A 17,354-nucleotide genomic window follows, 5' to 3' on the forward strand; every position below is an offset into this window, starting at 1 on the left:
CCATGACGACAACGACAATTCGCACCGTACTGGTGGCCAACCGTGGCGAGATCGCGGTCCGGGTGATGAAGACCTTGCGGCGCTTGGGTATTCGCTCGGTCGCGGTATACAGCGACGCCGACGCCGAGGCATTGCACGTGCGATACGCCGATACCGCCGTCCGACTCGGCCCGGCACCGGCGCGGGAGAGCTACCTGGACATCGACACCGTCATCGCCGCGGCGCGCCGCACCGGCGCGGATGCGATCCATCCCGGGTACGGATTCTTGTCCGAGAACACCGCATTCGCCGCGGCCTGCCAGGACGCGGGCATCGTGTTCATCGGTCCCTCGGCCCGGGCGATCGAGGTGATGGGCGACAAGATCACCGCCAAGACCACCGTCACCGAGTCCGGAGTTCCCGTGGTGCCCGGCATCGCCCGGCCCGGCCTCACCGATGAGGACCTCGTGGCCGCAGCCACCGATATCGGCTACCCCGTACTGGTCAAACCCTCCGCGGGCGGCGGGGGCAAAGGGATGCGGCTGGTGACCGAGCCCGCCACCCTTCCCGACGCGTTGATCAGCGCCCGCCGCGAAGCCGCCGCCGCGTTCGGCGACGACACACTGTTCCTGGAACGATTCGTCACCCGTCCCCGCCACATCGAAGTCCAGATCCTCGCCGACGCCCACGGCACTGTCGTGCACCTGGGCGAGCGCGAATGCAGTCTGCAGCGGCGGCACCAGAAGGTCGTCGAGGAGGCTCCCTCGCCGCTACTGGACCCCGCCACACGCGCGAAAATCGGCGCCGCGGCCTGCGACACGGCCCGCAGCGTCGACTACCGCGGCGCGGGCACCGTGGAGTTCATCGTCTCCGCGGACCGTCCCGGAGAGTTCTTCTTCATGGAGATGAACACCCGGCTCCAGGTCGAACACCCCGTCACCGAACTCGTCACCGGAATCGACCTGGTCGAATGGCAGGTGCGTATCGCCGCAGGGCAACCCCTGGACTTCACGCAGGACGAAGTCACCCTGACCGGGCACGCGATCGAAGCCCGCGTCTATGCCGAAGACCCCGCCCGGGGCTTCCTGCCCACCGGTGGCCGTGTGTTGAGCCTGGACGAACCCATCGGCCCCGGGGTCCGGGTCGACTCCTCGCTCGCTGCCGGGACCGTGGTCGGCAGCGACTACGACCCGATGTTGTCCAAAGTCATCGCTTATGCCGCGGACCGGGCCGGTGCCCTCCAGCGGCTCGATTCGGCGCTCGCGGACACCCGCATCGCCGGTGTCGGCACCAACATCGACTTCGTGCGGTACCTGCTCACAGACCAGGACGTCGTGGCCGGCCGCCTGGACACCGCTCTGCTGGACGCCCGGGCCCAGGACTACCACGCCCCCGCCCCCAGCGACGAGACGCTCATCGCCGCCGCGGTCCATCGCTGGATCACGCACCGCGCGAGCGGAGATGATCCGTGGGATACCCACGCGGGCTGGCGCATCGGGCCAGATGCCCCGGTACGCAGCCGGTGGAGCATCCCCGAGGGTGACCCGGTCGAGATCGCGATCACCGGGACTCCGAAGAAGGCCACCGTCCGCATCGGCGGCGGGACCGCTCGCTCACTGCACGTCGACACCACCCGGGCAGCAGTGATCCTGGATGGTCGGCGGATGCCGTACACGGCTGCCGAGGCCGACGGCACGATCTGGATCTGGCTGGCCGGGACGATGCAGGCACTGCGGCACGCCGCCGATGTTGCCCTGCGTGAGGGGCAGGATGCTGAGCACACTGCCGACATCCGCAGTCCCATGCCTGGATCGGTCATCGCGATCCATGTGGCCTATGGCACCCCGGTGAGCGCCGGCACTCCGTTGGTGGTCGTGGAGGCGATGAAGATGGAACACACCCTCACCGCCCCCGCCGACGGCGTCGTGGAGTTGTTCACCGCCGACGGCGATCAGGTGGGCGTAGACCAACTCCTGGCCCGCATCAACCACACCGAAAACAGCGTGGACACAAGCGATGTGCGTCAATCTTCAGGAGTGTCGAGATGAGCGGCAAGCTGGTCGCCACGACCGCAGAGGCGGTGTCGGACATCCGATCCGGCGCCAGTCTGGCCGTCGGGGGCTTCGGGCTGTGCGGGATCCCCGACGCCCTGAATCGCCGCGGTGGCCGCCGCGGCTATCACCGACCTGGAAATCTTCTCCAACAACTGCGGCGTCGACGACTACGGCTTGGGAATCTTGCTCGCCAGCAAGCGAGTTACCCGAGTCACCGCCTCCTACGTCGGTGAAAACCGCGAATTCGCCCGCCAGTACCTGTGCGGCGAATTGGAAGTGGAACTGATTCCCCAAGGCACCCTCGCCGAGCGTCTGCGGGCCGGCGGTACCGGTATCCCGGCGTTCTACACTCCCGCCGGAGTCGGCACCCCCGTCGGCGACGGCGGGCTGCCCTGGAAATACACCACCGACGGCGCGGTCGCGGTGACGTCTCCTGCCAAAGAGATTCGCGAATTCGATAGCCGCCCATACGTTCTCGAACACGGAATCGTCGCCGATTTCGCTCTCGTGCACGCCGTGCGCGGCGATACCGAAGGCAACCTGGTCTTCGAAAAATCCGCCCTGAACTTCAACCCGCTCGCGGCCATGGCCGGCCGCTGTTGATTGCGGTAACTGATTGACGGTAGTTGGTAGTGCTACTGCGTACCCATTGCGTACCAGCAGCGGCTCATCGCTTCGCGACAATCCATCCTTGCCGATGCCATTGCACGATCATGGCCGCACACGTCACGACCATACGGGCTTCCTGTATGGAGGGTGTCCGCCGTGGACCTTTGCCGCCGTGGCGATCGTGGTTGGGCCACAGCCATCGAAGCATCCCGACCAGCGCTTCAACGTCGTGCGTTTGGTCGCGGCCCGGCAGCATCATCTTCCACGCCGCCGACGATTGCTGCGATCCGAGCTGCCCAATAACGTCTCCGAGGCTTGCAATGGCCTTGTTCGGCACCACGACAGGAATCAGAACATCCTCGACTGCCTTGATCGCATGATCCCAGGCGTCGGAGGCATCCCCGTTGCGTCCGTAGGCATTTGCCCATGCCTCCTTCAACTCGCCGGCCGCCTCGTCTTGTACCGAGACTGCCTCTTTGTAAACCGTCTCAACGTGTTCGTCGACGACCAGTACGAGCCGGTCTCCTTCAGGCGAAGCGGTCCAGATCGATCCGCCGTCCATGAGGATCACCCGAAGTGCAGACAGTTGGTCATCGGTGACCCAAGCATCCGGCTCAAGCCTTGCGCTGTGGTGCAACAGAGCGTCGACGAAGTCCAAGGCCATCATCTCGCCAGCGCCAAATGCCTCCAGCGTGACTTCAAACGCGCCGATCTTCTTTCCGACAACAGCCGCGGGAATTCGGACACGAAGCACGATCTCTTGAAGAGTGGAGTCGCCGAACCTCATTGCAGTGTCCTCGGCCCAGCGCTGGAGTACTCCGCGCAAGTGTTCGGGCACGCCCTCGAACGGACCGTCAGGCTCACGTGCACCACTCCGCTGAGACAGCGGTGTCCATGTCATCCGCACGACTCTAGACGAGGTGGCATGTTGCATGACAGTGCTTGCCATTGGAGATGAGGGTTTCGCCCCGTTGACGACATAGTTGTCACCGTCGCGAACGGCTGTGGTGCGCAACGCTTTCAGATCGGATCCGGCACCCGGTTCTGTCATTGCGATGGCCCCGACGATCGCACCGCTGGCCATGCCAGGCAGCCAGCGCCGCTTCTGCTCCACGCTGCCGTAGGTGAGGATGTAGTGCGCGACCAGCCCGCTGTGCACCATGTTGCCGCGTATTGTGCGCCGAACACCGCGAAGTCGTGGGCGAAGGTGCCGCCTCCTCCGCCGTACTCCTCTGGGATTGATGCGCACAGCAGCCCGAGTTCGCCCGCCTTGTGCCAGAATTCGCGATCAACGTGCTTCTGATCGGCGAAACGGTCCTGGTGAGGAAGCAATTCGGCTTCGAGGAACTTCGTCGCCATATCCTTCAGTGCGAGGACCTCGTCGTCGGCCCAGCTGGATCGGTACACAGGGGTGGCCACGTGTCGGTTCCTCAGATGGTGAAGCCGCCGCCGCAGATGAGGGTCTGCGCGCTGATGTAATCGGATTCGGGGGTGCAGAAAAGGTAGACCGCGCCGGCGGCTTCGGTCGGGGTGCCCGCGCGGCCGAGCGGGATCATCTGTTCCATGGTCGCAAGCAGGTCGGGGTTCACACCAACCTTGAGCTTGCGGCCCTCGATGTCGATGGTGCTGTTGCCGTCGGCCGAGGCTTCGGTGAGACGGGTCTTGATGAACCCGAACGCGACGGTGTTGACCGTGACGTTGTAGCGGCCCCACTCTTTGGCCATGGTCTTGGTTAGGCCGGTGATACCGGCCTTGGCGGCGGAGTAATTGGCTTGTCCCGCATTGCCTCCGGTACCGGCCATCGAGGAGATGTTCACGACCTTGCGGCACGGAATCGGCTCGCCTGCTTCCTTGGCCTGCTTCACCTGTGCGGCGATGACCGGCTGGGCGGCGCGCAGGATTCGGAACGGGGCCTTGAGGTGCACATCGAGAATGGCATCCCACTGCTCGTCGGTCATCTTCTGGATGACCGAATCCCAGGTGTAGCCAGCATTGTTGATGATGATGTCGAGCCCGCCGAAGGAATCGACGGCGGTCTGCACGAAGCGGTCGGCGAAGCCTTCCTCGGTGACGCTGCCCGCGCACTCGACGGCCTTGCCGCCCGCGGCCTCGATTGCGGCAACGGTTTCTTTCGCGGGTGCCGCGTCGAGGTCGTTGACCACGACCGACGCGCCATTCGAGGCGAGCTTCAGCGCGATCTCACGGCCGATGCCGCGGCCCGAGCCGGAGACGATCGCTACCTTGCCATCAAGAGTTCCCATAGTGGCGATGCCTTTCAGAGTGCGACGACGGCGTCGCCGGTTAGCGTGACGGTGCCGTCGGCCAGGGCGACGACCAGCTCCAGGGTGGCGCGGCATTCGCCGTCCACCTCGTCGATGGCTACGACCTTCCCGGTGGCGGTGGGTTGTCCGAGCACCGGCGTGATCGAGGCGAACCGGACCCGGTAGGACCGAAGCCGGTGCTGCGGGACCCAATCGGTGAGCAGTCGGCCCAGGTAGGCCATGGACAACATGCCGTGTGCGAAGACATCGTCGAGCCCGGCCGAGCGGGCCACGTCGATATCGATATGCATCGGGTTGTGGTCGCCCGAAGCGCCGGCGAACAGGGCCAGATCGGTCCGCGAGATCGGGCGAATCCGCAAGGGCGGCAGTTCTGTTCCGACATGTGCTGCTTCGATGGTGGTCATTGTCCTGCTCCCGGATTGCGCACGACGATCACGGACTTCAAGTCGGCGACGGCGGTACCGTCGACGCGGGTGATCGCGGTTTCCTTCACGATGAATTCCAGCGCCCCGCCCTTCTTGCTGTACACATCGGTGACACGCGGTGTGGCGGTGAGCACATCCCCCGGGTAGGCGTCCGAGTGGTAGGTGAACGACTGTTCGCCGTGCAGCACGAAGCGCAGGTCCACCCCCGCCTCGGTGAGGAATCCGAAGGGATCGGAGTTCTCGAGCTCGATGGAGAACAGGAATGTCGGCGGCGCGGGCAGATCGGTGTATCCGGCGGCCTTGGCGGCATCGAGGTCGGTGTAGATCGGGTTCGTCTCGCCGATGGCCTTGGCGAAGAAGCGCAGCCGACCGGCGTCCACGGTCAGTGTCGTCGGGGGAAGCTCTTTTCCGACGAGGGCAGGATCCACGGCCATGCTCAGCTCACCTTCTCGTACAGGGTGACCACGGCCGCGCCGCCGAGCCCGATATTGTGCTGCAACGCGACCTTCAAGTCCCCTTCGACCTGGCGGGCCTCGGCCTGACTGCGCAACTGCCACACCAACTCCGCACACTGCGCCAGACCCGTCGCACCGAGCGGATGTCCCTTGGACAGCAGACCGCCGGACGGATTGGTGACAACCTTTCCGCCATAGGTGTTGTCGCCGTCCTGGATGAACTTCTCGGCCGTCCCCTCCGGAGTGAGACCGATGGCCTCGTAGGTCAGCAGCTCATTGGCGGTGAAGCAGTCGTGCAACTCCACCACACGAATATCGTCGGGCGACACTCCCGACGCCTCGTACACCTGCTGCGCGGCAGCCTTGGACATGTCGTAGCCGACGATCTTGGTCATGTCCTGCTCAGTGAACGTCGAGGCGAAATCGGTGACCATGGCCTGCGCCTTGATAACCACCGACGCATCGACGCCGTTTGCCTTGGCGAACTCCTCACTGACGAGCACCGCTGCGGCCGCGCCGCACGTGGGCGGGCAACACTGCAAGCGGGTCAGGGGACCGTAGATGTGTGGGGAGGCGAGCACTTCCTCGACGGTGACCGGATCACGGAACACCGCAAACGGGTTGTTCGCCGCGTGTCGGCGCGACTTCACCGATATCTTGGCGAAGGTCTCCGGCGCGGTCCCGTACTTCTCCGCGTATTGCCGCCCTGCCCCGCCGAACATCTGTGCGGCGAACGGCGATTCGTCTCGCTCCTGGATTTGGTCCATCACGTCGTTGAACCGATCGAACGGCGTGGGCCGGTCGGTGTAACCCATGGCCAGCGCACCGCGCTGCATCTGTTCGAACCCGACCGCGAGAGCCACATCCACCGCACCCGATTCCACGGCCTGGCGCGCGAGGAACAGCGCCGAGGAACCCGTCGAACAGTTGTTGTTGACGTTAATGACCGGAATGCCGGTCTGTCCGAGGCCGTAGACAACGGCCTGACCACAGGTCGAGTCGCCATAGACATACCCGGCGTATGCCTGCTGGATATCGGGGTACTCGACCCCGGCGTCGGACAACGCGGCATGCGCCGCCCTGGTCCCCATCACGACGTAGGTCTCAGTCCGGCTCGGCGGAGTGAAGGGGATCATTCCCACACCCGCGACAACGACACGTCTACTCATATCACTTCCTAGTCTGGTTACCTATTGCTGATTCATTTAGGCGAACATCAGCGGTTCCGCTTTCTCAAGGAACCGACCCGTATATCGCGTGTAATTGCTGATAAAGCACTCCGAATCTGAACTCTCAGTACCTGGTCGCATGGATGGAACGCACCGACCACCGACGACGCCGACCGGCCCGGCCAGCAGGCTGTGAGTGAGCTGGTTGCTGATGGAGTGAACGTTGTCCTTGTCGCACTGGATGTGCGGTCGGACGAGTCAGTAGTAGTTGCGGCAGTACGTCTGGTTCGCAAGCACACCGATCGTCTGGACTTCTTTATCAACAATGCTCAGCGCAGGGGGAGGTTCGTGTTCGTTGTCGGGGCTGCCGTCTAGAATTTGAGATTGCCGGCGGCTATGCGCCAGAACATGGTGCGGTCGATCGATCGGAAGTCCCAGCTCTCGCTGATGACGTGTGAGGCGGCGACGATTGCAGCGACATCGAAGTCCTCGTGGGTGGCGGTGCCTTTGGACTCCAACTCGGCGATCACGTATGCGGTTGCGGTCTCCACGGTATCCAACACGATGCTCTCCACTCGCTTGTAGAAACGGTCGAACACAGCCCGTCCAACTTCAAGGATCAATCAACCTTCGTGTCGCTGAAACCTGCTCTCTGCCAACCGATTACGGATGGGTTGCTTGCCGGGCCAGACGCACTCCGGATCCGCGAGTTCCGCGAGGATCTCCGCAGTGTGCTCGCCACGCTGCACGGGCGGATGCCCGGCGACCGACGGGGTGCGGCTGAACCGGGGAGCCGGGGCCGGTTGAATCACCTGACGGTCGGTGAGCAGTGCGTTGCGCGACCGGTGATGGTCGTCGTCGATGAGCTCGTGGAAGTCGACAACCGGCGCGAAGCATGCGTCGGTATCGCCCAGGAGGGCATCCCAATGTGCGAGGGTTTCCGAGGCGAACAGTGTCGTGAGTTCGTCACTGAACGACGGCCAGTCGTCGCGGTCCCACTGGTCGTGAGCCGAGGGGTCGACCCCGATCGTTGTCAGCAGCAGTGCATAGAATTCCGGCTCCAAGGCTCCGACGGTCACGTACCTGTCGTCGGCGGTCCGGTAGGCGCGATACCACGGTGCCGCACCCTGCAGGAAGTTCGACGAGCGTCCCGCATTCCATATGCCGTTGGCGTCGAGTTCGAACAATGACGCCGCGAGCTGCATCACTCCGTCGACCATGGCGACGTCCACAACCTGGCCTCGGCCCGACTTCGAGCTCTCCAGCAGCGCCGCGAGGATTCCGAACCCGAGCAACATGCCACCGCCTCCGAAGTCGGCCACTAGATTCAACGGCACCGGCGGGGGCGAGTCGGCATCGCCCATCATGCTGAGCACGCCACTGCGCGCGAGATAGTTGATGTCGTGTCCGGCCCGCGGGGCATATCGCCCGTTCTGGCCCCACCCGGTCATCCGCGCGTACACGAGCTTCGGATTGCGTGACAGGCATTCGTCGGGGCCCACCCCGAGACGCTCGGTGACACCGGGCCGAAACGGGTCGATCAGGACGTCTGCATCGTCGATGAGGCGGCGGATCGTTACGAGACCGTCGGGCCTTTTCAAGTCCAGCATCAATGATCGCCGTCCGCGACTGAGTACCCCGTACGAGTCGTTGAGTGCCCCGCCGGCTGGGCGTTCCACCGAGATCACGTCGGCGCCGAGATCGGCGAGCAGCATGCCGCCGAACGGACCCGGCCCGATCCCGGAAAGCTCGACGACGCGCGTCCCGCTGAGTGGCCCTGTCATGACATGCCCGCCACGGTGTCGCGCTGTGCCTTCATGTCGGCAGCCAGCGTCGACACGCACATCTCCCGCACATGAGCAAGTGCCGTCGACCGCGGGTCGGCCCAGTACGCGTTGACCAGCAGCTCCAGCGTCGTCAGTGCGGCGTCGCGCCGCTGGCGCGGACCACTCGCGCCCGCGAGCCGGCCATCCAGGTCGGCCAGCGCCGGCCCGACAATGGCCGCGAGGTCCTGCTGCGCCGCCCAGCTCGCAATGTCCGACCGCATCCGGGTAGCGCTCGAGTCTTGCCAGCCGGTGTCCTCGACGGTGTTGGACTGGAGGACCCCGAGCACACCGAGCGCGGCGATCAGCACCGACCGCGCGTAGTCGTCGGTTTCGTCGATCCGGGGCAGCACCTCGGTGCGGAGCTGCTCACGGACCAGCGTCAAAGCTTGTGCCGGGCCTATCATTTCGCCTCCTCGAGTGCGTCCGACACGAGCTGCCGCATGGTGGGCAGCGTGTAACTCCAGCGGAGCATCCGCAGGTCGGTCGACAGGCCGGCCTGCACCAGATGTGACGCATTGACCCAGCACATCGCGTTGAACACCTGGTAGTAGACCTGCCAGAATCGGACGGCCGGCCAGGACACCGATCGTCCTGAGAACTCCTCGTAGTCGGCCACGAACTGCTCCGGCGCAACCATGTAGCAGGCCAGATCCGAACCGACCCGGTTCGACGCCGCAAGCACCCAGGCGACGTCCTGCATCGGGTCGCCGGGCTGGGCGAACTCCCAGTCCAGGACACCGGCGATCCGATCGTCGGAGAACATCAGGTTGCCGGTCCGGTAGTCGCCGTGCACCAGGACCAATTCGTCGGTCTCGGGCGCGTTGGCGCGCAACCAGCCCAGCGCATCGGACAGCACGGGCTCGGGGCCCGAGCGGCTGGTGTCGAGGACCGCTTGTAGCTTGTCGATCAACAGGGTCGCCGGGCGCCGGCCATAGCGTCGGCTGTCGGACGTGGCCGAGGTTGTCGACGGTAGGTTGACGGCGTGGATCTGCGCGAGAAGTCGGGAGAAGTGGCGTCCCAACGGGCCTTCGCCCGCCTTGCGCAGGAACTCCTGGCCGGACGGCGACCACGGGACCGGAGTGAACCCCTCCACCCGTTCCATGCCGATGCTCGCTCCGCCCAGCAAGGTGTCGTCCGGGTCGAACCACAGCGGGCGCGGAGCGGGGACAGGCGTGTCCGCCAGTGCGGTCAATGTCGCGAATTGCCTTGCCGGGTCGGAGAATTCGCGCATTAGACCGTTCGGCTTGTAGCGTCGCACGACGGCGTTGTGCACGTTGCCCTCGCCGTCGTGTCCGTCGACCAGCAGGGTGTCGTCCGACATCCCCTGTCCGGCGACGCGCACCGATTCGAGGCGGAAATCGTCGATGTTCAGTTGGTTCGCGACACACTCGGTCAGCGCTGCCCGTGACAGTCCTGGCAGTAGGTCGTGGCTGCCTGCGGTATCGGTCATGACCACGGTGCACTCGCATACGGATCCCGGAGGAGCTCGCGCGCGACAACCATGCGGTGCACCTCGTCGGGACCGTCGTAGATTCGGGCGTAGCGCGCCTCCCGATACATGAACTCGAGCGGGGTGTCGCTCGTGAGACCGAGCGAACCGTGCACCTGCAAGGCGCGGTCGATCACGTTGTGCAGGGTCCGTGCTCCGAAGAACTTGATCATCGAGATCTCGGCCCGGGCCGGTTTTCCTTCGTCGATGGCCTGGGCCGCTGCGAGCGTCATCAGCCTGGATGCCTGGATCTCGGCCGCTGATTCGGCGATATACCGCTGGATCTCGCCCTTCTCCGACAGGTACGAGCCGTGCGCGTACCGGGTCTTGGCGTAGTCGCACATCAACTCGAACGCGCGCTGGCTCTGCCCCAGCCACCGCATGCAGTGGAAGATCCGGCCCGGTGCCAGGCGGGTCTGTGCCAGTTTGAAGCCCTCGCCGCGCTCGCCGAGCAGTGCCGACTCGGGAACTCGCACTTCGGTCAACCGGATTTCGGCGTGCTCGCCGCCGGTGCCGGTGAGTGTCGGGATCACCCGTACCACTTCGTATCCCGGGGCATCGGTGGGCACGATGATCGCCGAGAACTGCTTGTGTCTCGGGCCGTCAGGGTCGGTCTTCACCCACACCGTGGTGAACGCGGCGTGCCGGGCGAGACTGGTGAACCACTTGTGCGCGTTGATTACCCACTCACCGTTCTCGAGACGCGCGGTGCTTTCGATCAGGGTGGGATCAGAACCTGCAACCTCGGGCTCGGTGAGACCGACCGACATCAGGATCTCGCCGCGGGCGAGCGGCTCGAGCCACCGCTCACGCTGTTCCTGGCTGGCGTACTTGTTGAACATGATCGTGTCCTGCAGCGTCAGTGTGCCCAGCGCGTGGATGCCGTGCAGTGACCGGCCGATCACTTCGTTGATGTAGGCGTACTCGCCGAATGTGAGGCCGCCGCCACCGAGTTCGGTCGGATGCCCCAATGCGAAGATGCCTTGGCGTCGTGCCGACTCGCGCAGACCCTCCATGGCCTGCGTGCTCTCCGGTGTTGCCCGGCCGAGCCAGTGCGAGCCGAGGATCGGTTCGAGCGGGATGACCTCCTCGTCGATGAATGTTCGGACCTGCGCGCGCAGGTCGCGCGCGCGGTCGGTCATGGTCAGTTGTGCCGCCATTCGACTACTTCCTTATGCGTAAAAGAGCTTGTGTGTACGAGTCCGTGCCCATCACGTTCGGCGTGCGTCCCAGCAGCTCGAGGTGTCGATGCCGGCCTTGACCGCGGTGCGGTCGATCTTCCCGTTGGCCATCCTGGGCAGAGGTTCGACGGCGATCTGGATGTAGCGGGGTATCTTCCAGCGGGCGAGCCGCGATGCCGCCCATTCGGTGATCCGCTCGGGAGTTATCTCGGAGCCAGAGTCCACGGAGACCGTCGCATGGACTTCCTCGATTCGGATCGGGTCGGGCACCGAGCTGACCACGCAGTCGACGATCGAGGGGTGCGCGGTGAGCGCGAACTCGACCTCCTCGGCAGCGATGTTCTCGCCCGACCGTTTGATCACGTTCTTGAGGCGACCTTCGAAGAAGACGCGACCGTCCGCATCGATCCGGGCCAGGTCGCCGGAGCGCACCCACCCGTCGACAAGCGTCGATGCCGTGTTCTCCGGATCGTTGTCGTACCCGAGCATCGCGTGCGGGTGCGCAAAGCAGAGCTCGCCGGTGGTGCCCGGTGGTAGTGCGTGTCCTTCCGAATTGACCACTTGGATACGGGCATCGTCCGGGTACGGCCAGCCGACGAGCTGCTCCGCGTGGCCGTGGTAGCCGGCCTCGGTCAAGGTGCCGAGTCCGCTGGTCTCTGTCATCGCCCACACGGTGGCCATGTCCACCCCGAACCTCTCCTGGAATCCGGCCGGGCGCACATGTGTCACAAAGATCCGGAAATCGTGGTCGTGGTCGCTGGGCGCGGGTGGCTGGGCGGCGAGCATGGCGAGCATGGTCGGAACCATCATCGCTACCGTCGTCCGCCCGGCCCGTGCGATCCGCCAGAACTCGACAGGATCGAAGCGGCTCATCACCGTCATTCGACCGCCACTCGCGATGACCGCCGCGACGATCATATGAGTGCCCGCGGTGTGGAACAGTGGCATCGCGCACAGCCAGTGATCCTGCGATGTCGCGGACAGCCGTCCGGCTATGGCGTGACCTGCGGTCGCGACGCCCGCCTGCGGCTGTATGACACCTTTGGGCTTGGAAGTGCTGCCCGAGGTGTACATGATCGCCGCCGGATCCATCGGCCGTGTGGGTGGGAGAGCAGGAGCCGATCGATCGCCGGACTCGAGCTCGCGGTGGCTGCGGGCACCGCTGCCGGGGGAGCCTGAACCGTGGACGAAACACGCGTCGAGCTCTGTGACCAAGTCCGGGTCGCCTGTGATGACCTCCCACGACGGCTTGTCGCTGATCAGGAAACGTGGCCGCGAGTTCTGCAACACGTGAGCGATATCGGCCAGCGCACTGCCCGGGATGATCGGGATCACGACCGCGCCCAGCTTGGCCGCGGCGAGTTCGGTACGCAGCAAATCGATGCCGTTCGGCAGCAGCAGAGTGACCCGATCGCCGGCGCGCACTCCTGCGCCGGACAGCCCGTTCGCAAGTTCGTTCACCCACTCGTCGAACTCGCGATATCGCCAGGTGGTGGTGCCGAACGACACGAACGGGTCCGCACCGGACGCCGCGACCCGTCCGTCCCAGAACGAGCGAACAGTCATGGGAGGTGTCGTCACGTCAGCGCTCTCCGGCCTCGGCAAGCTCTACCGGACGGGGCAGATCGGTGTCTTCCGTTCGGACGTCGACATCGAGCACCCCCGCACAGTGCGGGCAGAATCGTTCGATCACGAATACCTGCGGCCCACTCGGGCGCATCCGGGTGTACATGTCCAGGTTCGTCATCCACTCGGAGGCGACGGATTCGGTCGACACCGCGCCGGCGCGCCAGTCACCGTCGGCTGTTGCGAGCGAGTGAGAACAGTATCCGCAGATGAACGATCCGCCGTCGCGGACCACGGACACACCCGGCGACGCGGGCTCGGCGAGAGCTGCGGTGGGGGCGCTGCCGATCCGGTCGATGCGCAGCTGCTCGCGGGCGCGGGCAGTCGCGTCCTCGTCGAAGCCGGGGGTGTCCCCATCCGACGTGAGGACGACACCGTATGCGGCGCGTGCGTGTGCCGCGCTGACGAAGCCATCTGTGACGTCGGCGACCACCTCCTGGGCGGGACGTAGCAGTGGGTCTCCCACGCCGCCGCCGGCGCCGCTGATCATCCGGAACACGTCGCCCTCGGTCATGCGCAGATGGACCGTCTTGGTCGGCACCGCCAATTCGTCACCGGTCAGGGTCTCCGGCAGGGGCAGTTTCCCCGCGGTGCGTACCTGTTCGAGATTGGTGTTGTAGATCGGGAAATAGGTGTTGGTACCGCCGGGGAAGCCGCCGCCCGCTCCGCGCGGCGGCACATAGGTGCACGGGTTGGTGGCCGAACCGACGAGTTCGTCACCGCCCGCGTACATGGTGTACGCCTGGTCGAGCGATTGCCCGCCGCGGTACCGGCCGGGGCCGCCCGCATTCTCGGTGAGCCGCCGCCAGAGAAACAGAATCGGCTGTTGCGCTTCGTGTGTCTCGATGTTCTGGATGCCCGAGCCGGGGCTGATCGTCATGCCATAGCAATCCTGACCGTCACCGATCGTCTGGGCGGGGCCACCGCAACCGATGCCGGAGTCGAGGAAGAACACAACGGTCGGTGCGCCCAGCTGGCTGATCCCGCTCAGGCCCGCGGCCTGGAATGCATCCAGCGACTGCGCCGCCACCCGTCCGCGCAGCTCTGGATCATCCGAGAGTGACAGCGCCTGGTTGAGCAAGTGCTTGGCCATCTTGCACAGCCGCGACCCCACCTCGGTGTGGCTGTTGGAGACCCCCGCCGGAGGCAGCGAGTTGACGATGGTGCCGGGCTCACCCAGATCGAAGGTCAACGGACGCCACATGCCGGCGTTGAACGGCAGGTCTCCATAACAGAGCGAGATCATGATCGTCGACATGATCTGTCCGATCACCGCGCCTTTGGTCCCGTTCATGAATCCGTCGACCTGAGCACAGCCCTCGAGAGCGAATGACATCTCGGTGCCGGCGATCGTCATCTCGGCCGACATCGGCAGCAGCGCACTCTCTTCGAAGGCATCGAACTCCACCCAGTCCTCGACCCGGTACACCCCGTCGGGCAGCTTCGCGATCCGCGACCGGAATACCTGCTCGGTAAGATCCTTATTGATCTCGCAGTACCGACGGTGCTCGTCGACGCCGTACTTGTCGACAACCTCCTCGAACTTGCGCTGGCACACCGCATTAGACGCGATCATGCTTCGAATGTCGTTGAGCACCAGCCCGGGGATACGCACGTTCGCGGCGATGAACTGCTCCCACTCGGGGTCGATCGCGCCGTTGGTGATCACCTTGGTCGGCGGGAAACGCAGGCATTCCTCGAAGGTGTTGCGGGCACCCGGCGCGTAGCCGGAGACGCCGACACCGCCGATGTCCATGACGTGCATGTTCGAGAACGCCCAGCCCAGATGCTCGCCTGCACCGAACACCGGCGTCACGATCGCGATGTCGGCCTGGTGCATGGCACCCGCGGAGTGCGGATCGTTCATCAGCCAGCCATCACCCGGGTTGACCTTCTGGTCGCCGAGAGCTTCCACCAGCGCTTTGGTGCCGACAAGCGACGAACCGGTATGGAAGATCGCATACGAGGAGAAACTCAGATGGCTGCCCTCCGCGTCCAGCAGGCAGGTCGAGAAGTCCTTGGCCTCGTAAACGACCGGCGAACCGGACGTCCGCATCAGCGTGATGGCCATTTCATTGGTGATGTTGAGCAGTGCCTTGCGGTGGATCTCGACGACGACGGGGTCGTAGTCGGTGCGGGTGGTTGTCGGGGTGCTCACTTCGTCTCCTTGGAAAGCCAGATGTGCTGCGCGGCGTCGCGATTCGCGGAGAATCCGCTCGGAACGTAGATCGTGGTGTCGACTGCTTGGATGATCGCGGGGCCACTGATGGCCGCACCGGCTCCGAACCGGTCGTCGCGGTAGATGGGGGTCTCGGTGCGGCCCGAGGCACCCGGCAGGCGGACCGCGCGGGTGCCTTCGGGGGTGGGCTGCGCAGCCACGGTCTCGCCCTCACCGACGGCAGGGCCGTCGGGCCGGTCGACGCGGGCGATCGCGGTCACGCTGATCTCGGCGAGCATTGGCGGCACGCCCTTCCACTCGGTACCGGCGCCGAATGTCTCGCGGTACTTGGCCAGGAAGTCGTCGGCGAGCGCGGGGATGTCCGCCTCCTCCATCGGGCGGTCGGGCAGCGACATCGGCAGGCCGCTGACCTGACCGGCGAACCGCATGTCGGCAGTGCGTTCGATGGTCACCGATTCCCGGTCGAAACCCTGGGTGCCCATGGTCGCCAAGGCGTTCTCGACCAGCTCTTCGGTAACGGCGTTGACGTGCGCGCGGCCGCTGGGGTCGGCGAGGATCCAGTCGACGGTGCGCTCGACGCGCACCTTGTGCTCGGCGTTGAGCAGGCCCTGTGCGCTGAACACGCTGCTGTCGGCCGGTATCAGAACCCGGGTGATGTCGAGCGATTTCGCGATCTCCGCAGCGAACAGCGGCAGCGTGCCGCCGTAGGAGACGAACAGGAACTCGCGCGGGTCGTAGCCCTTCTCCACACTGACCTCGCGGACGGCATTGGCCATGTTCACCACCACGAGGTCGTAGATGGCGGCCGCCGCGTCCTCGGCTGTCCAGCCGAAGTGCCGCCCGAACTGCTGCTCGATCGCGGTCTCGGCGAGGTCGGGCCGCAGCTGGACCCGGCCGCCCAGGTAATTGCCGGGATCGAGCATCCCCATGACGACCACCGCGTCGGTGACCGTCGGCTCGGTGCCGCCCTTCCCGTAGACGGCGGGGCCTGGTGTGGACCCGGCCGAGTGCGGGCCCACCTGTGGCACACCGCGATCGCTCACCGAGGCGATGCTGCCGCCACCCGCACCGACCGACGTGACGTCGACCAGGTTGAGGCTGGTGGCGAAGCGCCCGAACCGCGCACCTGTCTCTATGTGGACGCTGCCGTCGTGCAGGACACCGGTCTCGAAGCTCGTGCCCCCCATGTCACCCAGGAGGATGCGGGGTTCGCCGAGTTCCTTGGCCAGGCGCTGTGCGCCGATCGCGCCGCCCGCCGGGCCGGCACCCATGAGCGCGAGCGGAAACTTCTTGGCCCATTCGATATCGATAGCGCCGCCGAGTCCTTGGAAGAACGCCAGCTTGCCGCGCAACCCTGACTTCTCGAGCTGCCCCGACAGCGACTCGAGGAAGACCCCGGCATGCTCGTGGACGAAGCAGTTGAGCACCGCAGTTGTCCAGCGGGCGCTCTCGCCACGCTTGGAACCGACGCGGTGCGACGGAGTGATGAACAGATCGGGGTACTTCGCCGCGATGGCGGCTTCGGCGGCGAGCTCATGGGCGGGGGCGGCATAGCTGTTCATGAAGCAGACGGCGATGGCGGTGACGCCGCGCTCCTCGACGAGTTCGGTCGCGGCGGCCACGACACCGCCGACGTCCAGCGGTACCACTTCGCGGCCCGCATAGTCGATGCGCCCCTGCACCTCACGCAAATTCCGGCGGTCCACGATCGTCGGCATATTCACCTGCACGTGGTCGTCGACATCGGAGATTCGCGGGCCGCCGCCGATCCGCAGCGTGTCCTTGAATCCGGCCGTGAAGATCACACCGACCACCGCTCCCCGCATCTCGGTGATGGCGTTGGTAACCACGGTGGTGCCGTTGACGACCAGTTTAGTGCGAGAGAGCAGCTCAGGTAGTTCGATGCCCAGGTCCTGCCCGGCAACCTCGATGGCTTCCACGACTCCGCGGGCAAAGTCGTCATAGCTGGTGAATGCCTTGCCGCGCGCAAATCGGTCGCCCGATCGCACCATGGCGTCGGTGTGCGTGCCACCGACGTCGACTCCCACGAACGCTGTCTCGTTGCTCTCCATGCGCCCAA

Annotated in this window: 13 protein-coding genes and 3 pseudogenes; 3 read left to right on the forward strand and 13 right to left on the reverse strand. The window is 65.4% G+C overall.

All coding sequences use genetic code 11. The features are described 5' to 3' along the window. Window positions 1–2 precede the first annotated feature (2 nt). Together ON40_RS41835 and ON40_RS41840 are read left to right on the forward strand one after the other, a co-directional pair. Window positions 3–2,027 carry an acetyl/propionyl/methylcrotonyl-CoA carboxylase subunit alpha gene (locus tag ON40_RS41835; RefSeq protein ID WP_040831222.1) on the forward strand — a complete coding sequence of 675 codons (2,025 nt, stop codon included), beginning with the start codon at window positions 3–5 and terminating at the stop codon, window positions 2,025–2,027. Next, a pseudogene (locus tag ON40_RS41840) lies at window positions 2,024–2,630 on the forward strand (CoA transferase subunit A); the annotation flags it as partial. The gene ON40_RS41835 and the pseudogene ON40_RS41840, both read left to right, overlap by 4 nt. Before the next feature lie 973 nt (window positions 2,631–3,603). On the opposite strand, the pseudogene ON40_RS55260 reads toward ON40_RS41840, so the two are convergent. From ON40_RS55260 to ON40_RS41865, 5 genes and pseudogenes are all read right to left on the reverse strand, one after another. After that, window positions 3,604–4,001: pseudogene (locus tag ON40_RS55260) on the reverse strand (acyl-CoA dehydrogenase family protein); the annotation flags it as partial. Between the two features lie 71 nt (window positions 4,002–4,072). Next, window positions 4,073–4,903, reverse strand: a complete 831-nt coding sequence (locus tag ON40_RS41850) for an SDR family NAD(P)-dependent oxidoreductase (RefSeq protein WP_040831223.1) — start codon at window positions 4,901–4,903, stop codon at window positions 4,073–4,075. Between the two features lie 14 nt (window positions 4,904–4,917). Continuing rightward, window positions 4,918–5,328: a MaoC/PaaZ C-terminal domain-containing protein gene (locus tag ON40_RS41855; RefSeq protein WP_040831224.1), complete on the reverse strand. Its 411-nt coding sequence runs from the start codon at window positions 5,326–5,328 to the stop codon at window positions 4,918–4,920. Then, window positions 5,325–5,783 (reverse strand): MaoC family dehydratase N-terminal domain-containing protein, encoded by a 459-nt coding sequence (locus tag ON40_RS41860; protein ID WP_040831225.1) that lies wholly within the window; start codon window positions 5,781–5,783, stop codon window positions 5,325–5,327. Before ON40_RS41860 ends, ON40_RS41855 begins: the two co-directional genes overlap by 4 nt. A 2-nt stretch (window positions 5,784–5,785) precedes the next feature. Next, a complete protein-coding gene (locus ON40_RS41865; RefSeq protein ID WP_040831226.1) occupies window positions 5,786–6,973 on the reverse strand; it encodes a lipid-transfer protein in 1,188 nt (395 codons plus the stop codon). A 153-nt stretch (window positions 6,974–7,126) separates the two neighbouring features. Here ON40_RS41865 and ON40_RS56425 point away from each other — a divergent pair. Then, window positions 7,127–7,348, forward strand: a pseudogene (locus ON40_RS56425) (SDR family NAD(P)-dependent oxidoreductase); the annotation flags it as partial. Here ON40_RS56425 and ON40_RS41875 read toward each other — a convergent pair. Genes ON40_RS41875 through ON40_RS41910 form a run of 8 tightly spaced genes read right to left on the reverse strand, consistent with a single transcriptional unit; the run spans window position 7,345 to window position 17,346 of the window. Beyond that, entirely contained in the window at window positions 7,345–7,536 is a 192-nt protein-coding gene (locus ON40_RS41875) for a hypothetical protein (protein ID WP_040831314.1), read from the reverse strand. The pseudogene ON40_RS56425 and the gene ON40_RS41875 overlap by 4 nt on opposite strands. 60 nt (window positions 7,537–7,596) lie before the next feature. Beyond that, window positions 7,597–8,757: a CaiB/BaiF CoA transferase family protein gene (locus tag ON40_RS41880; RefSeq protein WP_051194436.1), complete on the reverse strand. Its 1,161-nt coding sequence runs from the start codon at window positions 8,755–8,757 to the stop codon at window positions 7,597–7,599. Next, window positions 8,754–9,203: a hypothetical protein gene (locus tag ON40_RS41885; RefSeq protein WP_157186776.1), complete on the reverse strand. Its 450-nt coding sequence runs from the start codon at window positions 9,201–9,203 to the stop codon at window positions 8,754–8,756. The genes ON40_RS41880 and ON40_RS41885 overlap by 4 nt, the downstream gene beginning before the upstream one ends. Beyond that, a complete protein-coding gene (locus ON40_RS48955) occupies window positions 9,200–10,249 on the reverse strand; it encodes a phosphotransferase family protein (RefSeq protein WP_051194437.1) in 1,050 nt (349 codons plus the stop codon). The genes ON40_RS41885 and ON40_RS48955 overlap by 4 nt, the downstream gene beginning before the upstream one ends. Further along, window positions 10,246–11,448, reverse strand: coding sequence for an acyl-CoA dehydrogenase family protein (locus ON40_RS41895; protein WP_245568227.1), 1,203 nt, complete (start codon window positions 11,446–11,448; stop codon window positions 10,246–10,248). Before ON40_RS41895 ends, ON40_RS48955 begins: the two co-directional genes overlap by 4 nt. A gap of 51 nt (window positions 11,449–11,499) precedes the next feature. Further along, window positions 11,500–13,035 carry a class I adenylate-forming enzyme family protein gene (locus ON40_RS41900; protein ID WP_040831230.1) on the reverse strand — a complete coding sequence of 512 codons (1,536 nt, stop codon included), beginning with the start codon at window positions 13,033–13,035 and terminating at the stop codon, window positions 11,500–11,502. Window positions 13,036–13,051: 16 nt separating this feature from the next. Continuing rightward, entirely contained in the window at window positions 13,052–15,253 is a 2,202-nt protein-coding gene (locus tag ON40_RS41905) for a hydantoinase B/oxoprolinase family protein (RefSeq protein ID WP_040831231.1), read from the reverse strand. Beyond that, a complete protein-coding gene (locus ON40_RS41910; protein ID WP_169542004.1) occupies window positions 15,250–17,346 on the reverse strand; it encodes a hydantoinase/oxoprolinase family protein in 2,097 nt (698 codons plus the stop codon). The genes ON40_RS41905 and ON40_RS41910 overlap by 4 nt, the downstream gene beginning before the upstream one ends. Between the last annotated feature and the right edge of the window lie 8 nt (window positions 17,347–17,354).

The sequence above is a fragment of the Nocardia jiangxiensis NBRC 101359 genome (assembly GCF_000308615.1).
Lineage (GTDB): Bacteria > Actinomycetota > Actinomycetes > Mycobacteriales > Mycobacteriaceae > Nocardia > Nocardia jiangxiensis.